Annotated in this window: 25 protein-coding genes and 1 pseudogene; 19 read left to right on the top strand and 7 right to left on the bottom strand. The window is 68.9% G+C overall.

Annotated elements, in window-relative coordinates:
- Positions 1-12: 12 nt before the first annotated feature.
- Both ACIRRA_RS27090 and ACIRRA_RS27085 read right to left on the bottom strand, forming a co-directional pair.
- Positions 13-999: a glutamate ABC transporter substrate-binding protein gene (locus ACIRRA_RS27090; protein ID WP_402773512.1), complete on the bottom strand. Its 987-nt coding sequence runs from the start codon at positions 997-999 to the stop codon at positions 13-15.
- The gene (locus ACIRRA_RS27085) at positions 996-2,327 is read right to left on the bottom strand and encodes a hypothetical protein (RefSeq protein ID WP_402773509.1); all 1,332 of its coding nucleotides are present in this window, start codon (positions 2,325-2,327) and stop codon (positions 996-998) included. The genes ACIRRA_RS27090 and ACIRRA_RS27085 overlap by 4 nt, the downstream gene beginning before the upstream one ends.
- Positions 2,328-2,484: 157 nt before the next feature.
- Between ACIRRA_RS27085 and ACIRRA_RS27080 the strand changes: the two genes are divergently transcribed.
- Positions 2,485-3,159, top strand: a complete 675-nt coding sequence (locus ACIRRA_RS27080; protein ID WP_402773506.1) for an NUDIX domain-containing protein — start codon at positions 2,485-2,487, stop codon at positions 3,157-3,159.
- Positions 3,160-3,332: 173 nt separating this feature from the next.
- Here ACIRRA_RS27080 and ACIRRA_RS27075 read toward each other — a convergent pair whose 3' ends face one another.
- Positions 3,333-4,655: an RNA-guided endonuclease TnpB family protein gene (locus ACIRRA_RS27075; protein WP_402773504.1), complete on the bottom strand. Its 1,323-nt coding sequence runs from the start codon at positions 4,653-4,655 to the stop codon at positions 3,333-3,335.
- A gap of 157 nt (positions 4,656-4,812) precedes the next feature.
- On the opposite strand from ACIRRA_RS27075, the pseudogene ACIRRA_RS27070 reads away from it, so the two are divergent.
- Together ACIRRA_RS27070 and ACIRRA_RS27065 are read left to right on the top strand one after the other, a co-directional pair.
- A pseudogene (locus ACIRRA_RS27070) lies at positions 4,813-4,968 on the top strand (hypothetical protein); the annotation flags it as partial.
- A 24-nt stretch (positions 4,969-4,992) separates the two neighbouring features.
- Positions 4,993-5,214, top strand: a complete 222-nt coding sequence (locus ACIRRA_RS27065; RefSeq protein ID WP_402773705.1) for a hypothetical protein — start codon at positions 4,993-4,995, stop codon at positions 5,212-5,214.
- Positions 5,215-5,333: 119 nt separating this feature from the next.
- Here the strand turns inward: ACIRRA_RS27065 and thiE are convergent, their stop codons facing one another.
- Positions 5,334-6,035 carry a thiamine phosphate synthase gene (thiE, locus tag ACIRRA_RS27060; RefSeq protein ID WP_402773501.1) on the bottom strand — a complete coding sequence of 234 codons (702 nt, stop codon included), beginning with the start codon at positions 6,033-6,035 and terminating at the stop codon, positions 5,334-5,336.
- Between the two features lie 153 nt (positions 6,036-6,188).
- Here thiE and thiO point away from each other — a divergent pair, with 153 nt between their 5' ends.
- The 6 genes from thiO to ACIRRA_RS27030 all read left to right on the top strand — a co-directional run bounded on the left by thiO (position 6,189) and on the right by ACIRRA_RS27030 (position 11,565).
- Complete coding sequence (gene thiO / locus ACIRRA_RS27055) at positions 6,189-7,256, top strand: glycine oxidase ThiO (RefSeq protein WP_402773499.1); 1,068 nt, start codon at positions 6,189-6,191, stop codon at positions 7,254-7,256.
- Between the two features lie 26 nt (positions 7,257-7,282).
- Positions 7,283-7,495 (top strand): sulfur carrier protein ThiS, encoded by a 213-nt coding sequence (thiS, locus tag ACIRRA_RS27050; protein ID WP_354843470.1) that lies wholly within the window; start codon positions 7,283-7,285, stop codon positions 7,493-7,495.
- Entirely contained in the window at positions 7,488-8,258 is a 771-nt protein-coding gene (locus ACIRRA_RS27045; protein ID WP_402773496.1) for a thiazole synthase, read from the top strand. The genes thiS and ACIRRA_RS27045 overlap by 8 nt, the downstream gene beginning before the upstream one ends.
- A 233-nt stretch (positions 8,259-8,491) precedes the next feature.
- Complete coding sequence (locus tag ACIRRA_RS27040; protein WP_379401279.1) at positions 8,492-9,436, top strand: ABC transporter ATP-binding protein; 945 nt, start codon at positions 8,492-8,494, stop codon at positions 9,434-9,436.
- Complete coding sequence (locus ACIRRA_RS27035; protein WP_402773493.1) at positions 9,436-10,254, top strand: ABC transporter permease; 819 nt, start codon at positions 9,436-9,438, stop codon at positions 10,252-10,254. Before ACIRRA_RS27040 ends, ACIRRA_RS27035 begins: the two co-directional genes overlap by 1 nt.
- 543 nt (positions 10,255-10,797) lie before the next feature.
- Complete coding sequence (locus ACIRRA_RS27030) at positions 10,798-11,565, top strand: adenylate/guanylate cyclase domain-containing protein (RefSeq protein ID WP_402773688.1); 768 nt, start codon at positions 10,798-10,800, stop codon at positions 11,563-11,565.
- Positions 11,566-11,616: 51 nt separating this feature from the next.
- Here the strand turns inward: ACIRRA_RS27030 and ACIRRA_RS27025 are convergent, their stop codons facing one another.
- Entirely contained in the window at positions 11,617-11,775 is a 159-nt protein-coding gene (locus ACIRRA_RS27025; protein WP_357004908.1) for a hypothetical protein, read from the bottom strand.
- A gap of 178 nt (positions 11,776-11,953) precedes the next feature.
- Between ACIRRA_RS27025 and ACIRRA_RS27020 the strand changes: the two genes are divergently transcribed.
- From ACIRRA_RS27020 to ACIRRA_RS26985, 8 genes are all read left to right on the top strand, one after another.
- Positions 11,954-13,669, top strand: coding sequence for an acyclic terpene utilization AtuA family protein (locus ACIRRA_RS27020; RefSeq protein ID WP_402773491.1), 1,716 nt, complete (start codon positions 11,954-11,956; stop codon positions 13,667-13,669).
- 88 nt (positions 13,670-13,757) lie between these two features.
- The gene (locus tag ACIRRA_RS27015) at positions 13,758-14,921 is read left to right on the top strand and encodes an acyl-CoA dehydrogenase family protein (RefSeq protein ID WP_402773489.1); all 1,164 of its coding nucleotides are present in this window, start codon (positions 13,758-13,760) and stop codon (positions 14,919-14,921) included.
- On the top strand, positions 14,918-16,522 hold the full coding sequence (locus ACIRRA_RS27010; protein ID WP_402773486.1) for an acyl-CoA carboxylase subunit beta: 1,605 nt from the start codon (positions 14,918-14,920) through the stop codon (positions 16,520-16,522). The genes ACIRRA_RS27015 and ACIRRA_RS27010 overlap by 4 nt, the downstream gene beginning before the upstream one ends.
- 26 nt (positions 16,523-16,548) lie before the next feature.
- Positions 16,549-18,615, top strand: a complete 2,067-nt coding sequence (locus ACIRRA_RS27005) for an acetyl/propionyl/methylcrotonyl-CoA carboxylase subunit alpha (protein ID WP_402773484.1) — start codon at positions 16,549-16,551, stop codon at positions 18,613-18,615.
- 3 nt (positions 18,616-18,618) lie between these two features.
- Positions 18,619-19,782 (top strand): acyl-CoA dehydrogenase family protein, encoded by a 1,164-nt coding sequence (locus ACIRRA_RS27000; protein WP_402773481.1) that lies wholly within the window; start codon positions 18,619-18,621, stop codon positions 19,780-19,782.
- An 86-nt stretch (positions 19,783-19,868) separates the two neighbouring features.
- Positions 19,869-20,663: an enoyl-CoA hydratase family protein gene (locus ACIRRA_RS26995; protein WP_402773478.1), complete on the top strand. Its 795-nt coding sequence runs from the start codon at positions 19,869-19,871 to the stop codon at positions 20,661-20,663.
- A 6-nt stretch (positions 20,664-20,669) separates the two neighbouring features.
- Positions 20,670-21,284, top strand: coding sequence for a TetR/AcrR family transcriptional regulator (locus ACIRRA_RS26990; protein ID WP_357004891.1), 615 nt, complete (start codon positions 20,670-20,672; stop codon positions 21,282-21,284).
- Between the two features lie 171 nt (positions 21,285-21,455).
- Complete coding sequence (locus ACIRRA_RS26985; RefSeq protein WP_402773474.1) at positions 21,456-21,842, top strand: hypothetical protein; 387 nt, start codon at positions 21,456-21,458, stop codon at positions 21,840-21,842.
- Between the two features lie 167 nt (positions 21,843-22,009).
- Here the strand turns inward: ACIRRA_RS26985 and ACIRRA_RS26980 are convergent, their stop codons facing one another.
- Together ACIRRA_RS26980 and ACIRRA_RS26975 are read right to left on the bottom strand one after the other, a co-directional pair.
- On the bottom strand, positions 22,010-22,387 hold the full coding sequence (locus ACIRRA_RS26980) for a DoxX family protein (RefSeq protein ID WP_402773472.1): 378 nt from the start codon (positions 22,385-22,387) through the stop codon (positions 22,010-22,012).
- A gap of 124 nt (positions 22,388-22,511) precedes the next feature.
- Positions 22,512-23,648: a GTP-binding protein gene (locus ACIRRA_RS26975; RefSeq protein ID WP_402773470.1), complete on the bottom strand. Its 1,137-nt coding sequence runs from the start codon at positions 23,646-23,648 to the stop codon at positions 22,512-22,514.
- Between the two features lie 249 nt (positions 23,649-23,897).
- On the opposite strand from ACIRRA_RS26975, the gene thiD reads away from it, so the two are divergent.
- Positions 23,898-24,749, top strand: a complete 852-nt coding sequence (thiD, locus tag ACIRRA_RS26970; RefSeq protein ID WP_402773467.1) for a bifunctional hydroxymethylpyrimidine kinase/phosphomethylpyrimidine kinase — start codon at positions 23,898-23,900, stop codon at positions 24,747-24,749.
- Positions 24,750-24,886: 137 nt separating this feature from the next.
- Positions 24,887-26,131 (top strand): glycosyltransferase, encoded by a 1,245-nt coding sequence (locus ACIRRA_RS26965; protein WP_402773465.1) that lies wholly within the window; start codon positions 24,887-24,889, stop codon positions 26,129-26,131.
- The last annotated feature ends 61 nt before the right edge of the window (positions 26,132-26,192 follow it).

Raw genomic sequence — 26,192 nt, 5'->3', positions numbered from 1 at the left:
GTGTGGTCATCGTCAGTCCTGATACCTCGGGGGCGGCGGAATGGCTGCGTCGCCGAGCTCGGTCATCAGCCAGCGGCCGTAGAGCCGGGTCCAGGTCCCGTCCGCGCGAATGCGTTCCAGGGTGCCGTTGAAGAAGCGGACCAGATCGTCCGCGCCCTTGGAGATGCCGATCCCGTACTGCTCGGTGCTCAGGTTGGGTCCGACCACCTCGGTGGCCGGATCCTGCTCGGCCAGCCCGGCCAGCACGGTGTCGTCGGTGCTGACCGCGTCCACCTGCCGCTGCTGCAGCACCACCAGGCAGTCGGCCCAGCTGGGCACGGTGAGGATGGACGCGGCGGGCTGTGCGCGCCGGATCAGGTCCAGGGAGGTGGTCCCGCTGACCACGCACAGCCGTTTGCCCGCCAGATCGGCGAGCCCGGTGATGCCGGAGTTGCGCACGGCCAGCACCCGCTGATGCGCCTGCAGATACGAGGTCGAGAAGGTAACCGTCTGCCGCCGTTGACAATTGATGGTCATGGTCTTCACCACCACGTCCACGGTGTGCTCCTGCAGTGCCCGCTCGCGGTCGGCGGAGCCGAGGATCCGGAACTCCAGCGCCGCCGGATCGCCCAGCAGGTCCCGGGCCAGCTCGCGGGCGATCTCCACATCGAATCCGGCGAGCGTGCCGCTGGTCGGATCCCGGAAGCTGAACAGATTGCTGCCCGGGTCCAGGCCGACCAACAGCCGCCCCCGCGCCCGGATGGCGTCGATGTCGGGCCCGCTCCTGGTGCCGTTGGGCCGCAGGCTCGCGGTCGGGTCACCGCAATCGGCCACCTCCGGCGGTGGCGCGGTCTGGGTCTGTGCCGCAACGGCTCCCGACGGCAGTGGCGGCTCGACATAGCTGGGCACCCGGGTCGAGGGGGCGGGTGGCGGGGGACCGGTGTTCCCGCAGGCGGCCGTGCAGGCCACGGCCGCGGCCAGGGCCGCGAGTGTCAGGGAGTGGAGGGGTCTTCGGGTCATCGGTACTCCCGCAGTCGGGGCCAGAGTCCGGCCGCGATCAGCACGGCGGCGGCGGTGCTCAGCACCAGCGCCCCGGGGCCGAGCAGGTCCAACGTGCGGGCGGCGTGCGAGGTGTCGGTGCGCAGCATGTTCCGGGTGCCGGCGATGCCGTCGCCGAGCGCGCGGTCCAGCGCGTCGGTCTGCGCGGTGGCCTCGTTGGCGCCCGGCCCGGTGGCGACCGCGGCCGCGCCGATGAAGTCGCCCTTGGACAGGGCGTCGTTCATGCGCTGGTGCGCGGCCCGCCAGCGGTCCAGGGCGGCCGCCGCGGTCTGCACGTCGCTCGCGCCGGGCGCGTCGGTTCGATAGCCGGACAGGATGTTTCGCAGTTTGTCGATGGCCTGGTCGTAGGCCTTGTCGTAGTCGGCGCTGGTGTCGCGGCGCACCAGCTTGAGGGTCTCCGCGGTGCGGGCCTGCTGGGCCAGGATGCGGCTCTCGGTGAGCGCCACGGTGGGGGTGCTGCCCCCGTCGCGGGCGTGGCTGGTGTCCACCGCGGAGATGATGCCCGCGATCACCGTCCAGGTCAGCAGCGCCGCCATGGTCCCGGTGGCCAGCAGCAGCCCGAGATTGAGCACCCGGTGCCAGCGCCGGTACAGGAACAGCTGCGCCGCGATCAGCGCCGCCACCACCAGCAGTGGCAGCAGGATGGCGGGCCAGGGCGGGCGCACGTGCGTGTGCTGGGTGGAGGTGATGGCGGCGGACCGGTGCTCCTGCAGTTCCTGCGCCATCGGCAACAGCGTCCCCTGCATGAGGTTGGATGCCTCGCTCAGATAGGCCGCGCCCACCGGCTCCCCGGCGCGGTTGTTGGCCCGCGCGGTCTCGATGACGCCGGTATATACCGGCAGTCCGGTGGCGATACCGCTGCGCAGATGCGTATCCGCGTCCCCATCACTGCGATTGGACTGGGTCACCAGTTCGGCCGCGGCCTCGCCGACCGCCTGGTTGTACCGGTCGCGCACCGGCTTCGGTTCCAGCCCACCGGAAATGAAGGCGGCACTGGCCGAGGCGTCGGCCACCGACAGCGAGGTATAGAGCCGCTGCGCCGAATAAGCGTCGGGCTCGGACTGATCCAGCAGGACGTCCAGCGCGTGTTGCCGATTGGTCACCGCGGTGGCGGTCACGATGCCGGCCGCCACACACAGGCTCAGCAGGACCAGCCCGATGGCGATCAGTTTGGCCGGGGAGGACTGGGCGAAACTGCGCAGTTCGGTGGTCGCGAAGCGTTCGCGCCAGGCCGCGGCGGCGATGCGCGGGGACAGCTCCGCGAGCCGCAATTCCTCGGTGCGAGCCATCCTCACCTCCTACCGACCGATATCGAACGACCGACTTGTTGCTGTCGGATGAGCTTATTGTGGACGTACCGCCGCTGTGACGCGGGAATCCCCGCGGTGTGACCCGCCCGAGCGGGGACTGTGCACGGCAGCGCGGTTGGACGATGGGATTGCGAAGATGCGTGGTGATGGGGACGGCTGGGCGGAGAGTCCGGATGGCACCCGCCAGTGGGGTCGTTTCGGCGCTGCCGGACTGTTGCTGCGCGCCCCGCTGGCTGGCGGCGGATCTGCAGTCCTGCTGCATCATCGGGCAGCCTGGACCCATCAGGGCGGCACCTGGGCGCTGCCCGGCGGAGCCCGCGATTCACACGAGACCAGCGTGCACGCGGCCGTCCGCGAGGCCGAGGAGGAGGCGGGCATCGCGCCCGGCTCGATCCGGGTGCGCGGATCCCGCGTGACCGCGACCGCGCCCAGTGGCTGGACCTACACCACCGTCATCGCCGATGCCGCCGATCGGCTGCGCACCCGCGGCAACATGGAGAGTCAGGACCTGATCTGGGTGCCCGAGGACGAGGTCGAGGACCGGCCGCTGCACCCCGGCTTCGCTGCCGCCTGGCCCGTCCTGCGCGCCGCGCCCACCCTCATCAGTCTCGAGGGAATCGCCGATACCGGCGCGGTGGCGGCCGCGTTGCCGCGCACCCTGGATCTGGCCGGGCAGGGATTCCTCTGGCTGCATTCGAATGGCGACGGGGTCGGCCGCACCGCCCGCATCGGCGCGCCCGAATCGGTTACGGAACAGACCGATTTGGCCGGAAATGTGTTGTTCCTCACTCTGGACCAGGTGTTGTCTTGACAGCGTGCCTGAAAACTCTGATCGGTTGTCAGGCACCGCCCTTCTCGGGCGTCGTCGGTTCACGCCACTTGCGTGGTGTGAACGTCGGTTCCCGCGTCGTCCGGGCCGGTTTCACCGGCACCTATGAGGTGTCGGTCAGCGCCTTCCCGTCGGCGAGCATTGGTTACCCGGCCTCATGCTTGGGGGTCCGGGGGTCGGGGAGAGTCTTCGGGTCGGTTCGTCGGCCATACCGCGAGGTTGACCGCCGCATTGTGGTCGCGGTCGGCGCGAAACCCGCACTCGCAGGCGAACACCCGATCCGACAACGTCAGCTGCGCGTTCACCCTGGCGCAGGCCGAGCAGCGTTTGCTCGAGGGGTACCAGCGGTCGGCGGTGACGAGGGTGCCGCCGCGCCACTGTTGTTTGTAGCGCACTATTCGGGCGAAGTCGGCCCATCCGGCGTCGCCGATCGCTTGCGCCAGATGGTGGTTGCCGAGCATGCCCGCCACATTCAAGTCCTCGACAACGAGCCGGTCGTGGGTTTTGACCAGCCCGTTGCTGACCTGATGCAGGAAGTGGCGGCGAACATTGGCGACATGGTGATGATGCCGCGCCAACCGGGCGGCGGCGTCTTTGCGGTTACGCGATCCTTTCTGCTTGCGGGACAATGACTTCGCCAACCGTCGCTGCTGGCGCAATCCCCTGGCCAGGGGTTTGGGCGGGTTGTCGATGCGGGCGACTTCGGTGCCGTCCGCTGTGGCGGCGACCAGGAAATTCGACAACCCGCGGTCGACCCCCACCCAGCCGGTGTCGTCGTCGGCCGCACACGGCCAGTGGCGGACAGCAGGGTGGAGATCGGCGGCTTCGACGGTCACGCTGAGCTGCCAGCGACCCGCCCGGAACGAAACAGTGGTGTAGAGGATTTTGGCGCGCCCGTTCGCGAGCATGCGCCGCAGGCGGCGAGTGTCCTCCCGGACCCGGATTGTTCCGATCCCGGGCAGGGTCACCGATCGCGGAATTCCGTTGTCGCCGATGCGGATCCCAGCGCGACCGGACTTGGAGATCTTGTTGCGCAGCCGGAACGCCGGGGTGGTCGAGTTCTTCCTCTTGAATCGAGGGAATCCGACTCTGTTGCCTTGGCGTTTGCCGGTGCGTGAATCGGCGAAGGCGCCCAGGGCGCGTCCGCAGTCCACGGCGGCTTCTTCGAACACCTGCTGGCACACTTCGCGGCGCCAGACCAGTCCGGTCACCTCGATCTCGGCGACTCCGTCCGGGTCGACCGCAATCACCCGGCCTGCGGCTTCGGTCTTCTTCCATGTGTTGAAGGCGTTGATCAGACTGAAACCGGTCCACGGCACCTGGTGATCAGGATCTGTTTCACGTTGGGTGAGCGCGGTTTTCACGAAGTCGAGGGACTTGTTGAACGCGAACCGTGTCGCGCCGGCGTGGCGGTCGAGCGCCCGTTGCTGCTCGACCGTGGGGTCGAGGCAGTAGCGGAAGGTGGTGTGGCGGCTCATCATCGGCGAGTGTGACACAAGCCACCGACAACGACGATCTGAGCTTGAAAGGGCATCTGAGAACTCGGTGGCCGGTCGGCGTGTGATGCCTGACATGTAGAGGGAATCCCGGTACGACTGGGGTTTCCACACCTGTAGCCGCTCACCGAGAGTCCCTGTGCCAGTGTCGCTTACCTGCTCGTGCTTGTCGTGCCCGACCCACGGCGAGTCGCCGAAGTGCCCGTTCTACCCGTCCTCGTCGCTGACCGATCCCGAGTGGGCGGTCTTGGAGCCGCTGCTGCCACCACCGGGTAACACCGCAGGTCGAGGGGGTCGCCCGGAGAAATGGCCGCGGCGGATGATCTGCGATGCGATCTTCTACCTGGCCCGCTGCCGCGACATGCCGAATTCCAAGATCACCGACGCCCGCAACGTGGGCTTTCCCCCACGAGAACTCCTCGACCTGCAAGTCCGAGCCCGCACCGAGCAACAGAGCCCCGCCTGGCGGCAACGATATGCCGTGCGTTCCGGAATCGAGGGCACCGTCTGCGAATTCGCGCACGGCCACGGCATGAGGTAATGCCGCTACCACGGCCAGCGCAAGACGACCTGATGTCCACCGATCTCGCCGATGTGGAACGCCTCGCGGGCATGTCCAACCTGAACGGCGTCCCGATCCGCCTCGACCCGGTCGGCTAGCTAGCGGTCGTTCTCCAGGATCCGCTGCTTGATGGCGCGGGCGGCGGCCTCCGGATCGTCGGCCTCGGTGATGGCTCGCACCACCACGATTCGCGTCGCGCCCGCGTCCAGCACCTCGGGCAGGCTGCGGGCGTCGATACCGCCGATGGCGAACCACGGCCGCTGCGTGTGCGAATCGGCGGTGGACCGGACCAGGTCGATGCCCGCGGGGGTGCGGCCCGGCTTGGTCGGGGTGGCGTACACCGGCCCCGTGCAGAAGTAGTCGATGTGCTCGTCCACCGCGGCCAGCCCGGCCTGCGCGCGATTGTGCGTGGAGCGGCCCAGCACCACCTCGCCGCCCAGGATCTGCCGCGCGTACCAGGGCGGCAGGTCGCCCTGTCCCAGATGCAGCACGTCCACCCCGGCCGCGAGCGCGATATCGGCGCGGTCGTTGCACGCGACGAGTGCGCCGTGGCGGCGGGCGGCGGCCTTCAGCTCGGCCAGCGCACCCAGTTCGGCCTTGGCCTCGAGCGGCCCGAACTGCTTCTCCCCGGGCGAGCCCTTGTCCCGCAGCTGGATGATGTCGACGCCGCCGGCCAGGGCCGCCTCCGCGAACTCCGCCAGGTCACCCCGGTCCCGGCGGGCGTCGGTGCACAGGTACAGCCGCGCGGTGGCGAGGCGTTCCCGTGGGGTGGCGGGCCGGTTCGGGTGGGAGGGTTGCACAGCCTCGACGGTAGTCGCGCTACGGTGTTCCAGTCGAAACGACCCGAGGGAGCGCACCCGGCGTGCCGGTGCGCGACAATCCCGCCGAGTCCACTGTTTCGAGCGACATATATGCAGGTCCCGCGGATGCCGGGATGAGTTAGGTGGATTCACATGCGGACTCTGGCCGTCGTCGGCGGCGGTGTGATCGGACTTTCGGTAGCCTGGCGTGCCGCCGGAGCGGGCTGGACCGTCACCCTCTTCGACCCGGCCGTGGGCTCCGGATCCTCCTGGGTGGCGGGCGGCATGCTCGCCCCGCTCTCGGAGGGCTGGCCCGGTGAGGACGCCGCTCTCGCCTTCGGCGCCGCCTCCCTGATCCGCTGGCCCGGGTTCGCCGCCGAGCTGCGGGCCGTCACCGGCACCGATGTCTTCGTCGCCGACCAGACCCTGACCGTCGCCCTGGACGGCGCCGACGCCGCCGACCTGCGCACCATCGCCGACTGGGTGAATGCCCGCGGCCACGAGCTGCGCCTGCTGGACCGCGCCGGGGTGCGCGCCGCCGAACCCGGCCTGGGCCGCGGCGTGCGCGCCGGACTGCTCGCCGTCGCCGAACCCGCCGTGGACAATCGCGCCCTGGTGACCGCGCTCCGAACCGCCTGTGCCGCGGCCGGAGTCGAGTTCCGCGCGGAGCGGGTGGAGTCCCCGGCGGGCCTGCCGCACGATCGCATCGTACTCGCCACCGGCGCCGCGGCCGCCGACCTGTGGCCCGGTCTGCCGGTGCGCCCGGTGAAGGGCGAGATCCTGCGCCTGCGCCGCCGCCCCAGCGCCCCGCCCGCGCCCGCCCGCGTGATCCGGGCCCGGGTGCACGGCCGGCCCATATATCTTGTGCCGAGGCGTGACGGGATCGTGCTGGGTGCAACACAATACGAAGTCGGGTTCGACAATGCCGTCACCGTCGCCGGTGTCCGCGACCTGGTCACCGATGCCGAAGCCGTGCTGCCGGGCCTCGGCGAGTACGAATTCGCCGAGGCCATCGCGGGTTCGCGACCGGGCTCGCCCGACAATCTGCCGCTGATCGGTTACCTGGACGAGCAGGTGATCGTGGCCGCGGGACACGGCCGCAACGGCATTCTCGACACCCCGGTCACCGCCGACGCCGTCCTGGCGCTGCTCGCCGACACCGAGCTGCCCGAGGCGCGCGCCGCGGACCCGCGCCGGTTCACCACCGCCGCACCGTTTTGATATGCACAGCACCCAGGAGGAGTTCGATGACCGCAATTCCGGTCGGCGTCACCGTCAATGGTGAGGACCACGTGTTCCCCGACGAGCTCACCATCCGGCAGCTACTGGAACGGCTGAACCTGCCGTGCCAGGGCGTGGCGCTGGCCATCGACGGCGCGGTGTTCCCCAAGTCCCGCTGGGACGAGCCGGTCGGCCGCGGCTGGGAGATCGAGGTGCTGACGGCGGTGCAGGGTGGCTAGCGCGCCGGCGGGAGCGCCGCTGGTCATCGCGGGTCGCGAGTTCGGCTCCCGGCTCATCATGGGCACCGGCGGCGCGGAGAACCTGGCCGTGCTGGAGGAGGCCCTGGTCGCCTCGGGCACCGAGCTGACCACGGTCGCCATGCGCCGGGTGGACGCCGCGGGCGGCACCGGTGTGCTGGACCTGCTCAAGCGGCTGGAGATCGCCCCGCTGCCCAATACCGCCGGCTGCCGTACGGCCGCCGAGGCCGTGCTCACCGCCCAGCTGGCCCGCGAGGCGCTCGAAACCGATTGGGTGAAGCTGGAAGTCATCGCCGACGAGCGCACCCTGCTGCCCGACGCCATCGAATTGGTCGCCGCCGCAGAGCAATTGGTGGACGACGGCTTCACCGTGCTGCCCTACACCACCGACGACCCGATCTTGGCCAAGCGCCTCGAGGACACCGGCTGCGCCGCGGTCATGCCCCTGGGCTCGCCGATCGGCACCGGCCTGGGTATCGGCAATCCGCACAATATCGAGATGATCGTGGCCGCCGCGGGCGTGCCGGTCATCCTCGACGCGGGCATCGGCACCGCCAGTGATGCCGCGCTGGCAATGGAACTCGGCTGCTCGGCGGTCCTGCTGGCCACCGCGGTCACCCGCGCCCGGCAGCCCGCGCTGATGGCCGCCGCCATGGCCCGCGCGGTCGAGGGCGGCTGGCTGGCGCGGCAGGCGGGTCGAATCCCCAAGCGGTTCTGGGCACAAGCGTCCTCGCCCGGATTCTGAAGCGCCGCACTCTGGTTCGCGGCGCGTCTCGTTCTGGACTGAGCGGAGCGGGGGAGCGAAGCGGAGGAGCGGAGGGAGGGAAGAACGAGACCTTCAGCGCCGCGAACCCGCCCGGAGCGGAGCGGAGGGCAAATTAAACCGGAGGGCAATTAAGCACATTCATCCTCAGGGATGAGTGACGCGCGACCAATTAGCGATAGTGCGCGCTCCACACATGGGGAAGACTGGTCGCCATGATCGAACTGAGAGGCCTGACCAAGCACTACGGCCAGACCGTCGCGGTGTCGGACCTGTCGTTCACGGTCCGTCCGGGGCAGGTGACCGGCTTCCTCGGCCCGAACGGGGCGGGCAAGTCGACCACCATGCGGATGATCCTGGGGTTGGACACACCGACCTCCGGCACCGCCCTTATCGACGGTAAGCCGTACCACGACCTGAAGCGTCCGCTCGATACCGTCGGCGCGCTGCTGGACGCGAAGTGGGTGCATCCCAATCGTTCCGCGCGCTCGCACCTGCGGTGGATGGCCGCCTCCAATGACATTCCGCAGTCGCGGGTGGAGGAGGTGCTGCGCCTGGTCGGCCTGTCCGAGGTCGCCAACAAGAGCGCCGGCGGTTTCTCCCTCGGCATGTCGCAGCGGCTCGGCCTGGCCGGCGCCCTGCTCGGCGACCCGCAGGTGCTGCTGTTCGACGAACCGGTGAACGGCCTCGATCCCGAGGGCATTCTGTGGATCCGCCGCTTCATGCAGCGGCTGGCGGGCGAGGGCCGCACCGTGCTGGTGTCGAGTCATCTGCTCTCCGAAATGGCGCAGACCGCCGAGCATCTCGTCGTGATCGGCCGGGGCCGGCTCATTGCCGACACCACCACAAAGGATTTCATCGAGAAGGCCTCGGAACAGTCTGTGCGCGTGCGCAGTCCGCAGCTGGATCAGCTGCGCAGCCTGCTCACCTCGAACGGCATGACGGTCCGCGAGGACGGCGCCGAGGCGGACGGCCCGGCCCTGGTGGTCGCGGGCGTCACCAGCGACGCGGTCGGAAAACTGGCCGGCGCCAACGACATCACGCTCTACGAGCTCTCGCCGCAGCGCGCCTCGCTTGAGGAGGCGTTCATGCGCATGACCGGTGGCGCGGTGCAGTACCACGGCGAAGGCTTCGATCAGGTTATGGGAGGTGCGCTCTGATGGGAGTGCTCGCGGCGGAACGAATCAAGCTCACCTCGACCAAGTCCCCGGTCTGGTGCACGGCGCTGCTGGTGGTGTTCGCGCTGGGTATCGCGGCGCTGTTCAGCCTGGCCCTGAACGCGTCCTGGCGGGTGTTCGAGGATCAGCTGGCCCAGGGCAAGATGACCCCGGCCGACGCGCCGTACGCGGAGAACTCGGTGGCGGGCCTGGGTATCACCGGCCTGGCCCAGGGCATTCCGGGTTTCGGCTACCTGATGGTCATGATCCTGGCGGCGCTGGCGGTCACCAGCGAGTACCGCTTCGGCACCATCAAGACCACCTTTCTCGCGGTTCCCAGCCGAACCTCCGTGCTGCTCACGAAGGCCGGCGTCATTGGGGTTGCTATGGCGTTGCTGAGCGCGGTGCTGACCTTCCTCGGCTTCTTCATCTTCAAGGTCATGGTGAACCACGACGCGGGCAGTCACCTGAGCCTGAGCAGTGGCGATCTGCGGGTCTTCTACGCCGTGCCGCTGTTCATCCTGCTGGTGGTCTTCCTGGCGGTCGGCGTGGGCACGCTGATCCGGCAGTCGGCGGGCGCGCTGTCGCTGCTGATCGTCTGGCCGGTGATCCTCGAGCCCATGGTGGGCGCGTTCGGCAAGGTCGGCCGGGAGATCCAGGTGCTGCTGCCGTTCCAGAACGCGGGCCTGTTCCTGGGCACCGTGGACGCCAAGTCGTCCTACTGGCACTGGGGTCCGTGGGGCGGCCTGGCCTATTTCGCGGTCTTTGTCGCATTGATCTTCGGAGCCGCGTTGTTCGTGGTAAATAAGCGCGACGCGTAGAGCGCGACGCACAGACCCTGCCCTGGGGGCCGCCGGCCACTGCCCGGCACGGCGGCGAGCATCGGCCCGATACGGATTCTCCGTATCGGGCCGATGTCATGGGGAGCCGAAAGTGTGTTCCAGCTAACTTTTCCTACCGGCCTGGATCGGTTGGCCGTCGTACCGGACAGTCGTAGCATCGAAGCAGCAACCAAAACACTCAAACCTTCGGCGGGTCCAATGATGTGGCCGCTAGCACCGATCGGGAGGTGTCAGGTGGCAATCATTGATCCATCCCATGACGGAACGCTGAGATACGCTCTGGGCGTGAGCGAACGACCCTCCGACGGCGGTGAACGCGCCTCCGACGCGAACCGCACGGACGGACTGGGAACCGATCGCAACCGGTCCCGCGACGTCCCCGGCAGCCGGGCGCGGCAACCCCGCATCGACCCGGATGTGGTCATTCCCTTGATTCCCGCGGAACTGTCCGAGGACCCCGACGAGACCGGCGAGTCGCAGACCGGGCGGCGGCGCGGCCGTTTCCCCGGGCAGCTCTCGGCCATGGTCAATGCCGCCAATCAGCGCGGCGACATCATCGGCGCCATCCGCAAGGCGCGCGAGAACCTGCCCGGCGATCCGGCCTTCGGTGATCCGCTCTCGGTCTCCGGACCCGGTGGCGCGCGTGCGGTGGCCCGCGCGGCGGACAAGCTGGTCGGTGATTCCCCCAGTGCCGCACGCGAATTGGGGCTGGGTGCACTGCAGGTCTGGCAGGCCGTGCTGGAGCGGGTCGGCAAGGGCCGTGGCCCGCAGGAAATCACCATCATGTTCACCGATCTGGTGGCCTTCTCCAGCTGGTCCCTGGCCGCGGGGGACGAGGTGACCCTGGACCTGCTGCGGCGGGTGGCCAAGGCCATCGAGCCGCCCATCGTGGATCGTGGCGGCCAGGTGGTCAAGCGCATGGGCGACGGCGTGATGGCCGTGTTCCCGTCCGCGGACGGGGCGGTGCGGGCGGCGGTGGCGGCCAAGGAGAACCTGTCGGCGGTGTCGGTGGACGGCTATCGCCCGCAGATGCGCCTGGGGCTGCACACCGGCAGCCCGCGCGAGATCGGCGGCGACTGGCTCGGCATCGATGTGAACATCGCGGCCCGCGTCATGGAGGCGGGCGGCAATGGCAACACCATGCTCTCGGGCGCGACCCTGGACTCGCTGCGACCGGAGACGCTCGAGGAGCTCGGGCTGGGCGTAAAGCCCTATCGCCGTAGCTTTTTCGCCGCTCCCCTGAGCGGCGTCCCCGAGGATCTCCGCATCTTCCGCCTCGAAGCGGAGTAGCGGCCCCCGGGGCCGGAAGGGGTTTCAGGGAAGCCCCTGAGAGCCCGAGAGTCAGTTGGTCATCCAGAGCACCGCGCCCACGGCCGCGAGCACGCCGCAGACGGCGAGCCCGATGGCCAGTGGGCGCGAGGTCTTGAACAGCGAGTACGCCCCGCCGAGCAGGAATCCGGCGAGGGCGAGCAGGACGATCGCGGTGACGTCTGAGGACACCTGTTCAGTGTGCCTGAAGGTTGCCGACGCACCGAGACCGGTCCCGACCTGGGATTTTGGAAAATAACAAGCACGCGGGCTTGATTTTTTCCGGGACCGATGTGACCCTGTAATCGACCGCAGCACCGAGGCTGCGCCGACCGCGCTGTGACAGCGCAGGTGCACAGGGAGGCCCGCCATGAGTCAGCTCGCCGACACTCCGGATCTGATTCGGATCGGCAACTGTTCCGGGTTCTACGGCGATCGTCTCAGCGCCATGCGGGAGATGCTCGAGGGCGGGCAGCTCGACGTGCTCACCGGCGACTATCTGGCCGAGCTCACCATGCTGATCCTCGGACGCGATCGCATGAAGGACGCGAACCTCGGCTACGCCAAAACCTTTGTGAAGCAGCTGGAGGGCAGCCTCGGCCTGGCCCTCGAGTCCGGGGTGAAGATCGTCGCCAATGCGGGCGGGTTGAACCCGGCCGGGCTGGCCCAGCGGGTGCGCGAGGTGGCCGAAAAGCTCGGTCTCGCACCGAAGGTCGCGTACGTGACCGGTGACGATCTGCTGGCGCGGGCCGGAGAGCTCGGACTGGGCACGCCGCTCACCGCGAACGCCTACCTGGGCGCGTGGGGCATCGCCGAATGCCTGACCGCAGGCGCGGACATCGTGGTGACCGGGCGGGTCACCGACGCCTCGGTGGTGGTCGGTCCCGCGGCCGCGCATTTCGGCTGGGGCCGAACCGATTACGACGCGCTGGCCGGTGCGGTGGTGGCGGGACACGTCATCGAGTGCAGCACCCAGGCTACCGGCGGCAATTTCGCCTTCTTCACCGAGATCGCCGATCTGGGCCGGCCGGGCTTCCCGATCGCCGAGGTGCGGCGCGATGGCAGCAGTGTCATCACCAAGCATGAGGGCACCGGCGGCGCGGTCACCGTGGACACGGTGAAAGCCCAGCTCATGTATGAGATCCAGAGCGCACGCTACGCCGGGCCGGATGTCACCACGCGACTCGACACCATCCAGGTGCGCCAGGAGGGCCCCGACCGGGTGCTGATCAGCGGCGTGACCGGTGAGGCCCCGCCGCCGCAGACCAAGGTGTCGACCAACACCATCGGCGGATTCCGCAACGAGATGGAGTTCATCCTCACCGGCCTGGATATCGAGGCCAAAGCCGAACTGGCGCAACGGCAGCTGGAGTCCTGGCTGCCGGCGCGGCCCGCGCAGCTGGAGTGGACCCTGGCACGGCTGGACCGGCCCGACGCCGACACCGAGGAGCAGGCCAGCGCCCTGCTGCGCTGCGTGGTCCGCGACCCGGATCCGAACAGGGTGGGGCGCGTTTTCTCCAGTGTCGCCGTGGAATTGGCCCTGGCCAGCTTCCCCGGTTTCTCGCTGACGGCCCCGCCCGGCAATGGCGGTCCGTACGGGGTGTTCACGCCGGGATACGTGGATTCCAAGGAGATTCCGCACACGGCGGTCCTGGCCGACGGTACCGAGGTCGCGATCGCGCCGGCCGGTGAAACCCTGGAGCTGGATGCGGTCGCGGAACCCGAACTGCCGCAGCCGCTTCCGGCGGGAGCCGCCACCCGTGCCCCGCTGGGCGCGATCGCGCTGGCCCGCAGTGGCGACAAGGGCGGCAATGCCAATATCGGCGTCTGGGTGCGCACCGAGGAGCAGTGGCGCTGGCTGGTGCACACGCTGACGGTCGACGAGCTGCGCCGCCTGCTGCCCGAGACCGCCGCGCTGCCGGTCACCCGGCACGTGCTGCCGAATCTGCGGGCGCTGAACTTCATCGTCGAGGGCCTGCTCGGGGAGGGCGTGGCCTATCAGGCCCGCTTCGACCCGCAGGCCAAGGGGCTCGGCGAATGGCTGCGCGCCCGGTACCTGGACATCCCCGCGGAGTTGCTGCCGTGAGGCGGCGTGGCGGACCTGCGCCGCGGCCGTGGACCGGCCGAGCCGGTGACAGGCGAGGGTTCGGCCTCGCGGAAGGGAACGAGGCGGTATGAGCGCCGGATATGCAGATCCGTGGCAGACGCCCGAACGTCGCGAATTGCGCACCACCGTGCGCGGTTTCGCGGAGCGGGAGGTGCTGCCGTATCTGGACGAGTGGGAGCGCAATGGCGAGATCCCGCGTGAGCTGCACAAGAAGGCGGGTGCGCTGGGGCTGCTGGGCATCCAGTTCCCGGAGTCCGCGGGCGGTTCCGGCGGTGATGGCATCGACGCCGCCATCGTGGCCGAGGAGCTGCACTACGCGGGCTGTTCGGGCGGCCTGTTCGCCTCCCTGTTCACCTGCGGTATCGCGGTGCCGCACCTGATCGCCTCGGGCAATGCCGAGCACATCGAGCGCTGGGTGCGGCCGACGCTGGCGGGCGAGAAGATCGGGTCGCTGGCCATCACCGAGCCGGGCGGCGGTTCGGATGTCGGGCATCTGCGGACCACGGCGGTTCGTGACGGCGACGACTTCATCGTGAACGGGTCCAAGACCTTCATCACCTCCGGTGTGCGCGCCGATTTCGTGGTGACCGCGGTGCGTACGGGCGGTCCGGGCGCAGCGGGTGTGTCGCTGCTGGTGGTGGAGAAGGGCACGCCCGGGTTCACCGTCAGCCGCAAGCTGGAGAAGATGGGCTGGCTGTGCTCGGACACCGCCGAACTGTCGTATGTCGATGCGCGAGTGCCGGTCTCGAACCTGGTTGGCCCCGAAAACAGCGGATTCGCCCAGATCGCACAGGCTTTCGTGAGCGAGCGGATGGGGCTGGCCGTGCAGGGGTACGGGCACGCCCAGCGCTGCCTGGACCTGACCCTGCAGTGGTGCCGGGACCGGGAGACCTTCGGCCGCCCGCTGATCAGCCGCCAGGCCGTGCAGAACACGCTGTCGGAGATGGCGCGCCGCATCGACGTCGCGCGTGTGTACACCCACGCGCTGGCCGAGCGTGCCGCCCGCGGCGAGACCGATCTGATCGCCGAGGTGTGCTTCGCCAAGAACACCGCCGTGGAGACCGCGGAATGGGTTGCCCACCAGGCGGTGCAGCTCTTCGGTGGCCTCGGCTACATGCGTGAGTCCGAAGTCGAGCGCCACTACCGCGATGTCCGCATCCTCGGCATCGGCGGCGGCACCAACGAGATCCTGACCAGCCTCGCGGCCAAGCGATTGGGGTTCCAGTCTTGAGTATTCTGCGCACGTCCGTAGACCCGAATTCGGCGGACTATCAGGCCGCCGCCGAAGCCATGACGGCCAAGCTGGCCGAGGTGGAGGCCGAGTACGCCAAGAACATCGCGGGCGGTGGCCCGGACAAGATGGCCCGGCACCGCAAGCGCGGCAAGCTGACCGCGCGTGAGCGCATCGAACTGCTCATCGACGAGGATTCGCCGTTCCTGGAGCTGGCCCCGCTCGCGGCCTGGGGCAGCGACTTCCATGTGGGCGCCAGCGTGATCGCGGGCATCGGCATTGTCGAGGGCGTCGAGTGCATGATTGTCGCGCCGGATCCGACCGTGCGCGGCGGTACGTCGAATCCGTGGACGCTGCGCAAGAACCTGCGCATGAACGACATCGCGCTGGAGAACCGGCTGCCGGTGATCGGCCTGGTCGAGTCCGGCGGCGCGGATCTGCCGACACAGAAAGAGGTCTTCGTTCCCGGCGGGCGCATGTTCCGGGACCTCACCCGGCTGTCGGCGGCCGGAATCCCCACCATCGCACTGGTTTTCGGCAATTCCACCGCCGGTGGCGCGTACGTCCCGGGCATGTCGGACTACACGGTCATGATCAAGGAGCGCTCCAAGGTGTTCCTGGGCGGTCCGCCGCTGGTGAAGATGGCCACCGGTGAGGAGTCCGACGACGAATCCCTCGGCGGCGCCGACATGCACGCCCGCATTTCGGGTCTGGCCGACTACCTGGCCGTGGACGAGCAGGACGCGATCCGGCTGGGCCGGTCCATCGTCAAGCGGCTGAACTGGCAGAAGCAGGGCCCGGCGGCGCGCCCGGTCACCGAGGTGATCGAGCCGCTGTACGACTCCGAGGAACTGATCGGCATCGTGCCGACCGACCTCAAGATCCCCTTCGATCCGCGCGAGGTCATCGCCCGCGTGGTCGACGGCTCCGACTTCGACGAGTTCAAGCCCCTCTACGGGTCCAGCCTGGTGACCGGTTGGGCGGAACTGCACGGCTACCCGGTCGGCATTCTCGCCAATGCCCGCGGCGTGCTGTTCTCCGAGGAAGCGCAGAAGGCGACCCAGTTCATCCAGCTGGCCAACCAGTCGAACACGCCACTGCTGTTCCTGCACAACACCACCGGCTACATGGTCGGCAAGGAGTACGAGCAGAAGGGCATCATCAAGCACGGCGCGATGATGATCAACGCGGTGTCGAATTCGAAGGTGCCGCACATCTCGCTGCTCATGGGCGCGTCCTACGGCGCGGGCCACTACGGCATGTGCGGCCGCGCCTACGATCCGCGCTTCGTATTTGCCTGGCCCAGTGCCAAATCCGCCGTCATGGGCGGTGCGCAGCTGGCGGGCGTCATCTCCATCGTGGGCCGGGCCGCGGCCGAGGCCAAGGGCATGCCCTTCAACGAGGAGGCCGACGCCGGGATGCGCGCCATGATCGAGGCGCAGATCGAGGCCGAATCGCTGCCCATGTTCATGTCGGGCCGCCTCTACGACGACGGCGTCATCGACCCGCGTGACACCCGCACGGTCTTGGGAATGGCGTTGTCCGCCATCCACAATTCCCCGATCAAGGGCGCCGAGGGCTTCGGCGTCTTCCGGATGTGAGGCCAGAGATGAGCATTGCGACCCCAATGGGCACAGTGATTACCAACGTTCTGGTCGCCAACCGTGGCGAGATCGCACGACGGGTGTTCGCCACCTGCCGTCGCATGGGTATCGCTACCACGGCGGTCTATTCCGACGCCGATGCGAACGCTCCCCATGTCGCCGAGGCCGATGCGGCAATCCGCCTGCCGGGCAACACCCCCGGCGAGACCTACCTGCGTGCCGAGCTGATCATCGAGGCCGCCCTGGCCGCCGGTGCCGACGCCATCCACCCCGGCTACGGATTCCTCTCCGAGAACGCCGAATTCGCCAAGGCTGTGCAGGCCGCCGGCCTCACCTGGATCGGCCCGCCGGTCGCGGCCATCGAGCAGATGGGCTCCAAGGTCGAGTCCAAGAAGATGATGGACTCCGCCGGTGTCCCGGTACTGAAGCAGCTGGATGCGGCCGAGGTCACCGCCGACATGCTGCCGGTGCTCATCAAGGCGTCCGCCGGCGGCGGCGGTCGCGGCATGCGCGTGGTGCGCGAACTGTCCGAGCTCACCGGTCAGATCGAGGCGGCGCAGCGGGAAGCCCAGTCCGCCTTCGGCGATCCGACCGTCTTCTGTGAGCGCTACCTGGAGACCGGGCGCCACATCGAGGTGCAGGTCATGGCCGACACCCACGGCACCGTGTGGGCGGTCGGCGAGCGCGAGTGCTCGATCCAGCGCCGCCACCAGAAGGTCGTCGAGGAGGCTCCCTCCCCGCTGGTCGAGAAGATCGACGCCATGCGCGCGTCAAGCTCGGAGGAGGTAGCGCAGCGTAACCACGAGCCCGCGCGCATGGCCGAGGGACAGAGCATGCGGGCGCGGTTGTTCGAAGCGGCGCGGCTGGCGTCGCAGGCCATCGGCTACGAGGGTGCGGGCACCGTCGAATTCCTGGCCGACGAGAAGGGCGACTTCTTCTTCCTGGAGATGAATACCCGTCTGCAAGTGGAACATCCGGTCACCGAGCAGGTCACCGGCCTCGACCTGGTGCGCCTGCAGCTGCAGGTGGCCGCCGGTCGCCCGCTGCCCGCGCGGCAGCCGGAGATGCGCGGCCACTCCATCGAGGTGCGCCTCTACGCCGAGGATCCGGCCCACGACTGGCAGCCGCAGTCCGGCCCCGTCCACAAGATCGACATCCCAGGCACCCTGGGCGAATTCACCGTGCTGACCGAGCCTGGTGTGCGCCTGGACACCGGCGTGGTGGACGGTTCCGTGGTGGGCGTGCACTACGACCCCATGCTGTCGAAGGTCATCGCCTACGCCGAGACCCGTGACGAGGCGGCGCATCTGCTGGCGAGCGCGTTGCAGCGGGCCAAGATTCACGGCCTGGTCACCAACCGCGACCTGCTGGTGCGGGTGCTGCGGCACCCGGCGTTCCTGGCGGGCGACACCGATACGGCGTTCTTCGCGACCCACGATCTCGAGAAGCTCTCGGCGCCACTGGTTTCCGAAGCCGACGAGCAGCTGTCCATCGTGGCGGCCGCGCTCGCCGACGCCGCCGCCAACCGGCGCGCGGCCCGGGTCGGCAGCGGCCTGCCCAGCGGCTGGCGCAATCTGCCGTCGCAGCCGCAGTCCAAGTCCTACGAGTCGCGCCTGACCGGCAAGCACGAGGTGCGCTACCGCCTGACCCGCGCGGGTGTCGAGGTCGAGGGCCATGACGGGCTCGAATTGCTGGAGGCCACACCGGATCTCGTGGTGCTCCAGGTTCCGGGGGAGCGCGGCCCGGTGCGCCGCCGCTTCGAGATCGCCCGCTACGGCGACCTGGTAACGGTGGATTCCCCGCTCGGCCCGGTGGCCGTGCGCCGCCTGCCGCGCTTCGAGGACCCGGCCGACCAGGTGGCCGAAGGTTCGTTGCTGGCCCCGATGCCGGGCGCGGTCATCCGCCTGGGCGCGGCCGTCGGCGACCGGCTCGAGAAGGGCCAGCCCATCCTGTGGCTGGAGGCGATGAAGATGGAGCACACCATCGCCGCACCCACCGCAGGCGTGCTCACCGAATTGAACGTTTCCGCCGGCCAGCAGGTCGAGGTCGGCGCGGTTCTCGCCGTGGTCCACAGCGAAGATCAGGAGTAGGCAATGAGTTTCATCGAGACCGACGAGCAGAAGGCGCTGCGGGCCGCGGTGGCCAAGCTGGCCGCCAAGTACAACTTCCGCGACTACGCCGGACCCAAGGCCCGGCGCAACGAGCCCTTCGACGAGCTGTGGGACGAGGCCGGCAAGCTCGGCTTCCTGGGCGTGAACCTGCCCGAGGAGTACGGCGGCGGTGGCGCGGGCATCTACGAACTCGCGCTCGTGCAAGAGGAATTGGCGGCGCAGGGCTGTGGCCTGCTGCTCATGGTGGTCTCGCCCGCCATCTGCGGCACCATCCTCACCAAGTACGGCACCGAGGCGCAGAAGCAGCACTGGCTGACCAAGCTGGCCGACGGTTCGTCCAAGATGGTCTTCGGTATCACCGAGCCGGACGCGGGCTCCAACTCGCACAAGATCACCACGACCGCCCGCCGCGATGGCGAGGACTGGATCCTCAACGGCCGCAAGATCTTCATCTCCGGCGTGGACCAGGCCGAGGCGGTGCTCATCGTGGCCCGTTCCGAGAACGCCAAGACCGGCAACCTGCAGCCCGCCCTGTTCATCGTTCCCACCGATGCCCCCGGCTTCGTGAAGACGAAGCAGGAGATGGACATCCTCGAGCCGGACAACCAGTTCACGCTGTTCCTCGACGATGTGCGGCTGCCCGCCACCGCCCTGGTCGGCCAGGAGGACGCCGCTATCGCGCAGCTGTTCGCGGGCCTGAACCCGGAGCGCATCATGGGCGCGGCCATGGCGGTCGGCATGGGCCGCTACGCCATCGACCGCGCCGTGGCCTACGCCAAGGAGCGCGCGGTGTGGAAGGGTGCGCCGATCGGCTCGCACCAGGGCATCTCGCATCCGCTGGCGCAGGTGAAGATCGAGCTGGAGCTGGCCAAGGTCATGATGCAGAAGGCCGCGTTCCTCTACGACTCCGGTGACGACTTCGGCGCGGCCGAGGCCGCCAATATGGCGAAATACGCTGCGGCCGAGGCCAGTATCAAGGCTCTCGACCAGGCCATCCAGACCCACGGAGGTTCCGGCCTGACCTCGGATGTGGGCCTGGCGGGCATGCTGGCCGCTGCGCGCATCGCCCGGGTGGCCCCGGTCAGCCGCGAGATGATCCTCAACTTCGTGGCCCAGCACTCGCTCGGCCTGCCCCGGTCCTACTGACCGGGGCGACGAGTGGCGGCGGTGTGCGCGGCCACCGTCACTCGTCCCTCCCGCACCCGAAAGCCACACAGCAGCAGGAGTATTCGATGACCGACACAGCCGGTGCCGCCGCGGACGCGCCGTTCGTGCGCTACGAGGTGCGCGACGGATTCGCGGTACTGACCCTGGACTCCCCGCACAATCGCAACGCCCTGTCCTCCCGGCTGGTCACCGAACTGCTGGCGGGCCTGGAGCGGGCGGCCGGGGACGATGCGGTGCGTGGGGTGGTGCTCACCCACACCGGCAACACCTTCTGCGCGGGTGCGGATCTCAAGGAGGCGGTGGACGCCGACCCGGCCGCCGCCGCCGATATCCGCACCCGCTGGATGATCTCGGTGCTGCGCGACATCCTCGCCATGCCCAAGCCCGTGGTGGCACGGGTGGACGGCAATGTGCGGGCGGGTGGCATGGGCATCATCGCCGCCTGCGACCTCGTGGTCGCCGGGCGGAGCAGCAGCTTCGCGCTGACCGAGGTGCGGATCGGGCTGGCCCCGTTCATGATCTCGCTGACCCTGCTGCCGCGCATGACCGGCCGGTCGGCGGCCCGCTACTTCCAGACCGGCGAGACCTTCGACGCGGCCGAGGCCGAACGCATCGGCCTCGTCACCGTCGCCGCCGACGACCCCGCGACCGAGACCGCGCGCCTGCTCGGTGAGCTCCGCAAGGGCTCACCGCAGGGCCTGGCCGAAGCCAAGCAGCTCGTCAACGCGGACCTGCTCACGGCCTTCGATCGCGGGGCAGAGGACCTGGCCAAACGCTCCGCGAGCTTCTTCGGCACCCCCGAGGTGATCGAGGGCATCACAGCCTTCATGCAGCGCCGCCCGCCCAGCTGGGCAGAATAGGCAACCATGGCGACACCCCACGAACCCAAGCAGGACCGCAGCCGGGCCACCCGGCAGCGGCTGCTGGAGGCGACCATCGACTGCCTGGCCCAGACGGGCTGGGCGGCCGCCACGGTCGCCGTGGTGGCCGAACGGGCCGGGGTGTCGCGTGGTGCGGCCCAGCATCACTTCCCCACCCGTGAGGATCTGATCACCGCCGCACTGGAGTACATGTTCGACACCCGGATGGACCAGGCCAAGGCCGACGCCCTCGCGGTCGCCGACGTTGCCGAGGGCGTCGCACGCACCGAGGCGGTGGTGGCCGGTCTGGTCGAGTCCTACACCAGCCCGCTGTTCAAGGCGGCGCTGCAGGTGTGGACCCACGCGGCCGCCGACCCGGCCCTGCGTGAACGAATCGTCCCGATGGAAGCCCGCTTCGGCCGCATCTCGCATCGGATGGCGGTCGAGGCGCTGGGTGTGGACGACTCGGATCCGGTCGCGCACCACCTGGTGCAGGCCACCCTCGACCTGGCCCGCGGCCTGGGGCTCGCCGATGTCCTCACCGACGACTCCTTGCGCCGCAAGGAAATCGTGCAGCAGTGGGCCGCCACCCTCCACACCGCCTTGGCCGCCCGGCACTGACCATCCGCCGGTGGGTCGAAATTCGGTGTGATCGTGATGATTTCGGCTGGCGCAAGAGTTCTTCGGCACGCACGTCATTCTCGGGGCCACCAAGCTCGACTCCTGGCATGACCGAAAGTGAACGGGCCGCGAGCTTCTCAGCTGTGGCCGGCGTCGGCCGACTATATGAATGTGACCGTCCAGCTCGCGGCCGTTCAGCACAATCAGAAGCGATCGGTCGTCGTAGGGGTGCTCACCCCCGACAAGGACCGCAGCATGACCGTCTACACCTACGACCCGCAGTCGCAGGCGGTCTCGGCGGCAGAGACGGTTGTGGCGCTCACGCCCGAGCAGGGGACGCAGCGTGTCTTCAAACGTGACTCGGTCTCTCCGCAGGTCCTGATGAAGGTGCAGAGCACTGCGCTCAACGATGCGGGTACACCCGGCGGCACCCTCATGTCGGTCACGGCCCTCGAGAATCTGAAGGACCCCGAACCCCTCATCGAGGCCAGCGTGATGGTCGATCAAGCCCACATCAAGACCGTGCGCTACGACCTCACCGGAAAACTCATCGCTTGACCCGGTCACTGGACCCGGTTCCGGCCGGTCCCCGCAAGATCGCACCGCACTGGTGGATGAGCCGGCCGAGCTGCCGCTGCACGACACTGTGCGGTTGCGGCCGGGGCATCATGCCGAGCATCGGGTAGCACCGGATCTCGGTTGGGCACTCGGCAGTCGGGTGCTGGTCAGAACGGGTGGAGCCAGAAGCGGTCTACCGCGATGAAGAGGGCCAGGGCCAGGTAGAGGACGTTGGCTGTCAAGGCTGCTCGGTCGCCGTGGCCGAGGTGGGTGATCATGGCGCCGATCATCAGGAGGATCCAGCAGACGGCGGTTACCGGGACCATGAACGGGGCTGTGTCCAGGACTGCGGGGAGAGTGAGGCCGAGGGCGGCCAGGACTTCCAGGCCGCCGAGGGTTGTGACGAACGTGGCGGTGGCGTCGCCGGTCCAGCCGCCGCCGGGGGCGGCGGCCAGCTTCTCCTTGGGGACGACGATTTTCGTGAGGCCGCCGAAGAGGGCTACGGCTGCGAGCAGTCCGGCGCAGATCCACAGGGCGATGTTCATGGTGGCGACTCCTTTTCAGCGATTCGCACACAAGAGTCGAAATCCTCCGGTCTTGTGACATCACCTTCGAATGACCTGCGTCACGGGCGGTGGGTTCGAGTGCAGTCGTAGCTGGTCCGGCTGGTCAGGGGTGGTGGTGGGATGGTCCCCACGACGGGAAGGGGTCGGCGTAAGTGAGCCATTCCTGTTGGCCCGCAGCCAGTTCGGCGTCGGTGAGGAGGGCTGAGGTCAGCAGGTCGTGGACGTGGGGCCGGTCGAGTTCGATGCCGATGAAGACGATCTCCTGGCCGGGCCGCATGTCGAGGACGTCCCAGTAGGCGCCGGCTTCGAAGGTCAGGTTCGGGCCGGCTTGAGACCAGATGGCGGCCAGGTCGGGGCGGCTCGCCAGCCAGAAGAAGCCCTTGCTGCGGAGCAGTCTCCGTAGTTGGGCGAGGGCGGCGTCCAGGCGTTCGGGGTGGAAGGGGCGGTCGGCGGTGAAGGTGAGGCTGCTGATGCCGTATTCCTCGGTTTCGGGAGTGTGGCCGCCGGCCAATTCCTCGTCCCAGCCGTCGAATTGGGCGGCGAGATCGGGGTTGTAGCGCCCGGTGTCGAGGACCTCGGCGAGGTCGACGACGCCGTGCGCGGTCCGCAGGATTCGCGCGCCCGGGTTCAACCGCCGGATCGTGGCCTCCACGGTCCCGAGAGCATTCGCGCTCACCAGGTCGGTCTTGTTGAGCACCAGCACGTTCGCGAACTCGACCTGATCGACGAGCAGGTCGGCGATGGTGCGCGCATCCCCTTCTCCCGCTTGCAGATTCCGCTCGGCCAGAGCCTGCCCCTTCACCACGTCGGCGAGGAAGGTGGAGCAGTCCACGACCGTCACCATGGTGTCCAGGCGCGCGAGTTCACCGAGCTGAAAGCCGTCCTCGAACTCCCACTCGAAGGTGGCCGCCACCGGCATCGGCTCGGAGATCCCGGTGGATTCGATGACCAGCTGGTCGAAGCGCCCCTCCCGGGCCAGTTTTCCCACCGATTCGATGAGGTCCTCGCGCAGCGTGCAGCAGATGCAGCCGTTGGTGAGTTCGATCAGTTTCTCCTCGGTGCGGTCCAGGTGCCCCTGTCCCGCGACCAGTGCCGCGTCGATGTTCACCTCGCTCATGTCATTGACGATGACCGCCACCCGGCGGCCCTCCCGGTTGGCCAGGATGTGGTTGAGCAGGGTCGTCTTGCCCGCACCGAGGAATCCCGACAGCACGGTCACAGGCAGCTGAGTTGAAGTCACGAGTTAATGATAATGGTTTTCAACAGTGGAGGTTTGATCCCTCCTGGTTCGCGGCGCGTCTCGTTCTGGACTGAGCGGAGCGGGGGAGCGAAGCGGAGGAGCGGAGGGAGGGAAGGACGAGACCTCCAGCGCCGCGAACCCGCCCGGAGCGGAGCGGAGGGCAATCGAACTCCGTGCGGAGGGAGCGAAGAACGAGACCTTCAGCGCCGCGAACCCGCCCGGAGCGAAGCGGAGGGCAAAATAGGCACCGTGCAACTCCTAACGCTCGCCCCGAACGGCACCACCCCGGTCCGCGCCCTCACCATCGCGGGCACCGACTCCGGCGGCGGCGCGGGGATCCAGGCCGACTCCCGCACCATGGCCCTGTGCGGTGTGCACGCGTGCGTGGCGGTCGCCGCGGTGACCGTGCAGAACACCCTCGGCGTCAGCGGTTTCCACGAGATCCCGCCGCAGATCGTGGCCGACCAGGTGCGAACCGTGGTCGGCGACATCGGAATCGGCGCGGCCAAGACCGGCATGCTGGCCTCCACCGCCATTATCGAGGCGGTGGCGGGGGTTTGCCGCGAGGTCGGCATCGGAAACCAGGGCAGCATCCCGCTGGTGGTCGATCCGGTCGCCGCCTCCATGCACGGCGACGCCCTGTTGCACGCCGAGGCCCTGGATGCGGTGCGCAACACCCTGATTCCGCTGGCCACCGTGGTCACCCCGAACCTCGACGAGGTCCGCCTGATCACCGGCATCGACGTGGTCGACGACGCTTCCGCCCGCAAGGCCGCCGAGGCGCTCATCGCGCTCGGCCCGCAGTGGGCCATCGTCAAGGGCGGCCACCTGCGCACCTCCGAGCAGTCCACCGACCTGCTCTTCGACGGCGACACCTTCCACGAACTCCCGGCCCGGCGCCTGGCGACCGGCAACGACCACGGCGGCGGCGACACCCTGGCCGCGTCCATCTGCTGCGCGCTTGCCCACGGCTACTCCGTCCCCGACGCCGTCGCCTTCGCCAAGGAATGGACCTTCCGCTGCCTGGAAGCGTCGTACGACCTGGGCAAAGGACACGGACCGGTCTCCCCGTTGTGGCGGCTGCATCTCGGACCGAGCTAGCCCGATCACCGCGGGGTCCGCGCGATCTCGATCCGGGGTCGCGCACTGCACGAAATCGACGCCGAGGCAAGCGGCTCCCAGGAACCTCCCAGGCAGGCCGCAGACTGATGTGAGTCTGGTGATCGAGATTGGTCTGCATGAGCGACACCGTGACCGCCGTGCGGGCGGCGGAACCCGCAGAAGCAGTGACCGCGCCCGTCGTGGATGTGGTCGTTCCGGTCTACAACGAAGAGGTCGACCTCGGCCCCTGCGTGCGCAGACTGCATGCGTTCCTCACGCTGAACTTCCCCTTCACGGCGCGCATCACCATCGCCGACAATGCCTCCACCGACAGCACCCTCGAGGTGGCCCGGCAGCTGGCCGACCAGATGGACGGCGTGCGGGTGGTGCACCTGGACCGCAAGGGCCGCGGCCGCGCGTTGCGCGAGGTCTGGCAGGCCTCCGACGCCCAGGTCGTCGCCTACATGGACGTCGACCTGTCCACCGACCTCAACGCGCTGCTACCGCTGGTCGCGCCGCTGGTGTCCGGGCACTCCGATGTCGCCATCGGCACCCGGCTGGCCTCCTCCTCGCGGGTGGTGCGCGGGCCCAAGCGCGAGATCATCTCCCGCTGCTACAACCTGATCCTGCGGGCCTCGCTGCAGGCCAAGTTCTCCGACGCGCAGTGCGGCTTCAAGGCCATGCGCGGCGACGTGGCCAAGCTGGTGCTGCCGCTGGTCGAGGACGGCGAGTGGTTCTTCGACACCGAACTGCTGGTGCTGGCCGAGCGCATCGGGCTGCGCATCCACGAGGTGCCGGTGGACTGGATCGACGACCCGGACTCCCGGGTGGACATCGTCGACACCGCCCGCAAGGACCTGCTCGGCGTCTGGCGGGTCGGCCGCGCGCTGACCACCGGCCGGCTGCCCATCAACGAGCTGCGCGCCGCCATCGGCCGCGAGCCGCTGGTGGAGGGCGTGCCGCTGGGCATGGTCGGGCAGCTGGTGCGCTTCGGCATCGTCGGCGTCACCTCGACCCTGGCCTACCTGCTGCTCTACGTCCTGCTGCAGGGCATCACGGGCGCGCAGGCCGCCAACTTCCTGGCCCTGCTGGTCACCGCGATCGGCAATACCGCCGCCAACCGCGCCTTCACCTTCGGGGTGCGCGGGACCAGTCAGGCGGTGTCGCACCACTTCCAGGGGCTGATCATCTTCGGCGTCGGCCTGGCGCTGACCAGTGGCTCGCTCTACACCCTGCACCACTGGGCCCCGAATGCGGCGGTGCACCTGGAACTGCTGGTGTTGGTGGTCGCCAACCTGGTCGCCACCCTGCTGCGCTTCGTCGGTCTGCGCTGGGTCTTCCGCAATGCCGGACGGCATCCCGTGCCCGAGGCGGTTCGGTGACCACGATCTTCCCTGCGCCACAGGCGCTTCCGAACGACGGCTTCCGGCTGGTGCGAGTGGA

This window comes from Nocardia sp. NPDC101769 (assembly GCF_044766925.1).
In the GTDB taxonomy this organism is placed as follows: domain Bacteria; phylum Actinomycetota; class Actinomycetes; order Mycobacteriales; family Mycobacteriaceae; genus Nocardia.
The sequence above is the reverse complement of the archived record's forward strand: the minus strand, read 5'-3'. Positions and strand labels throughout refer to the sequence as shown.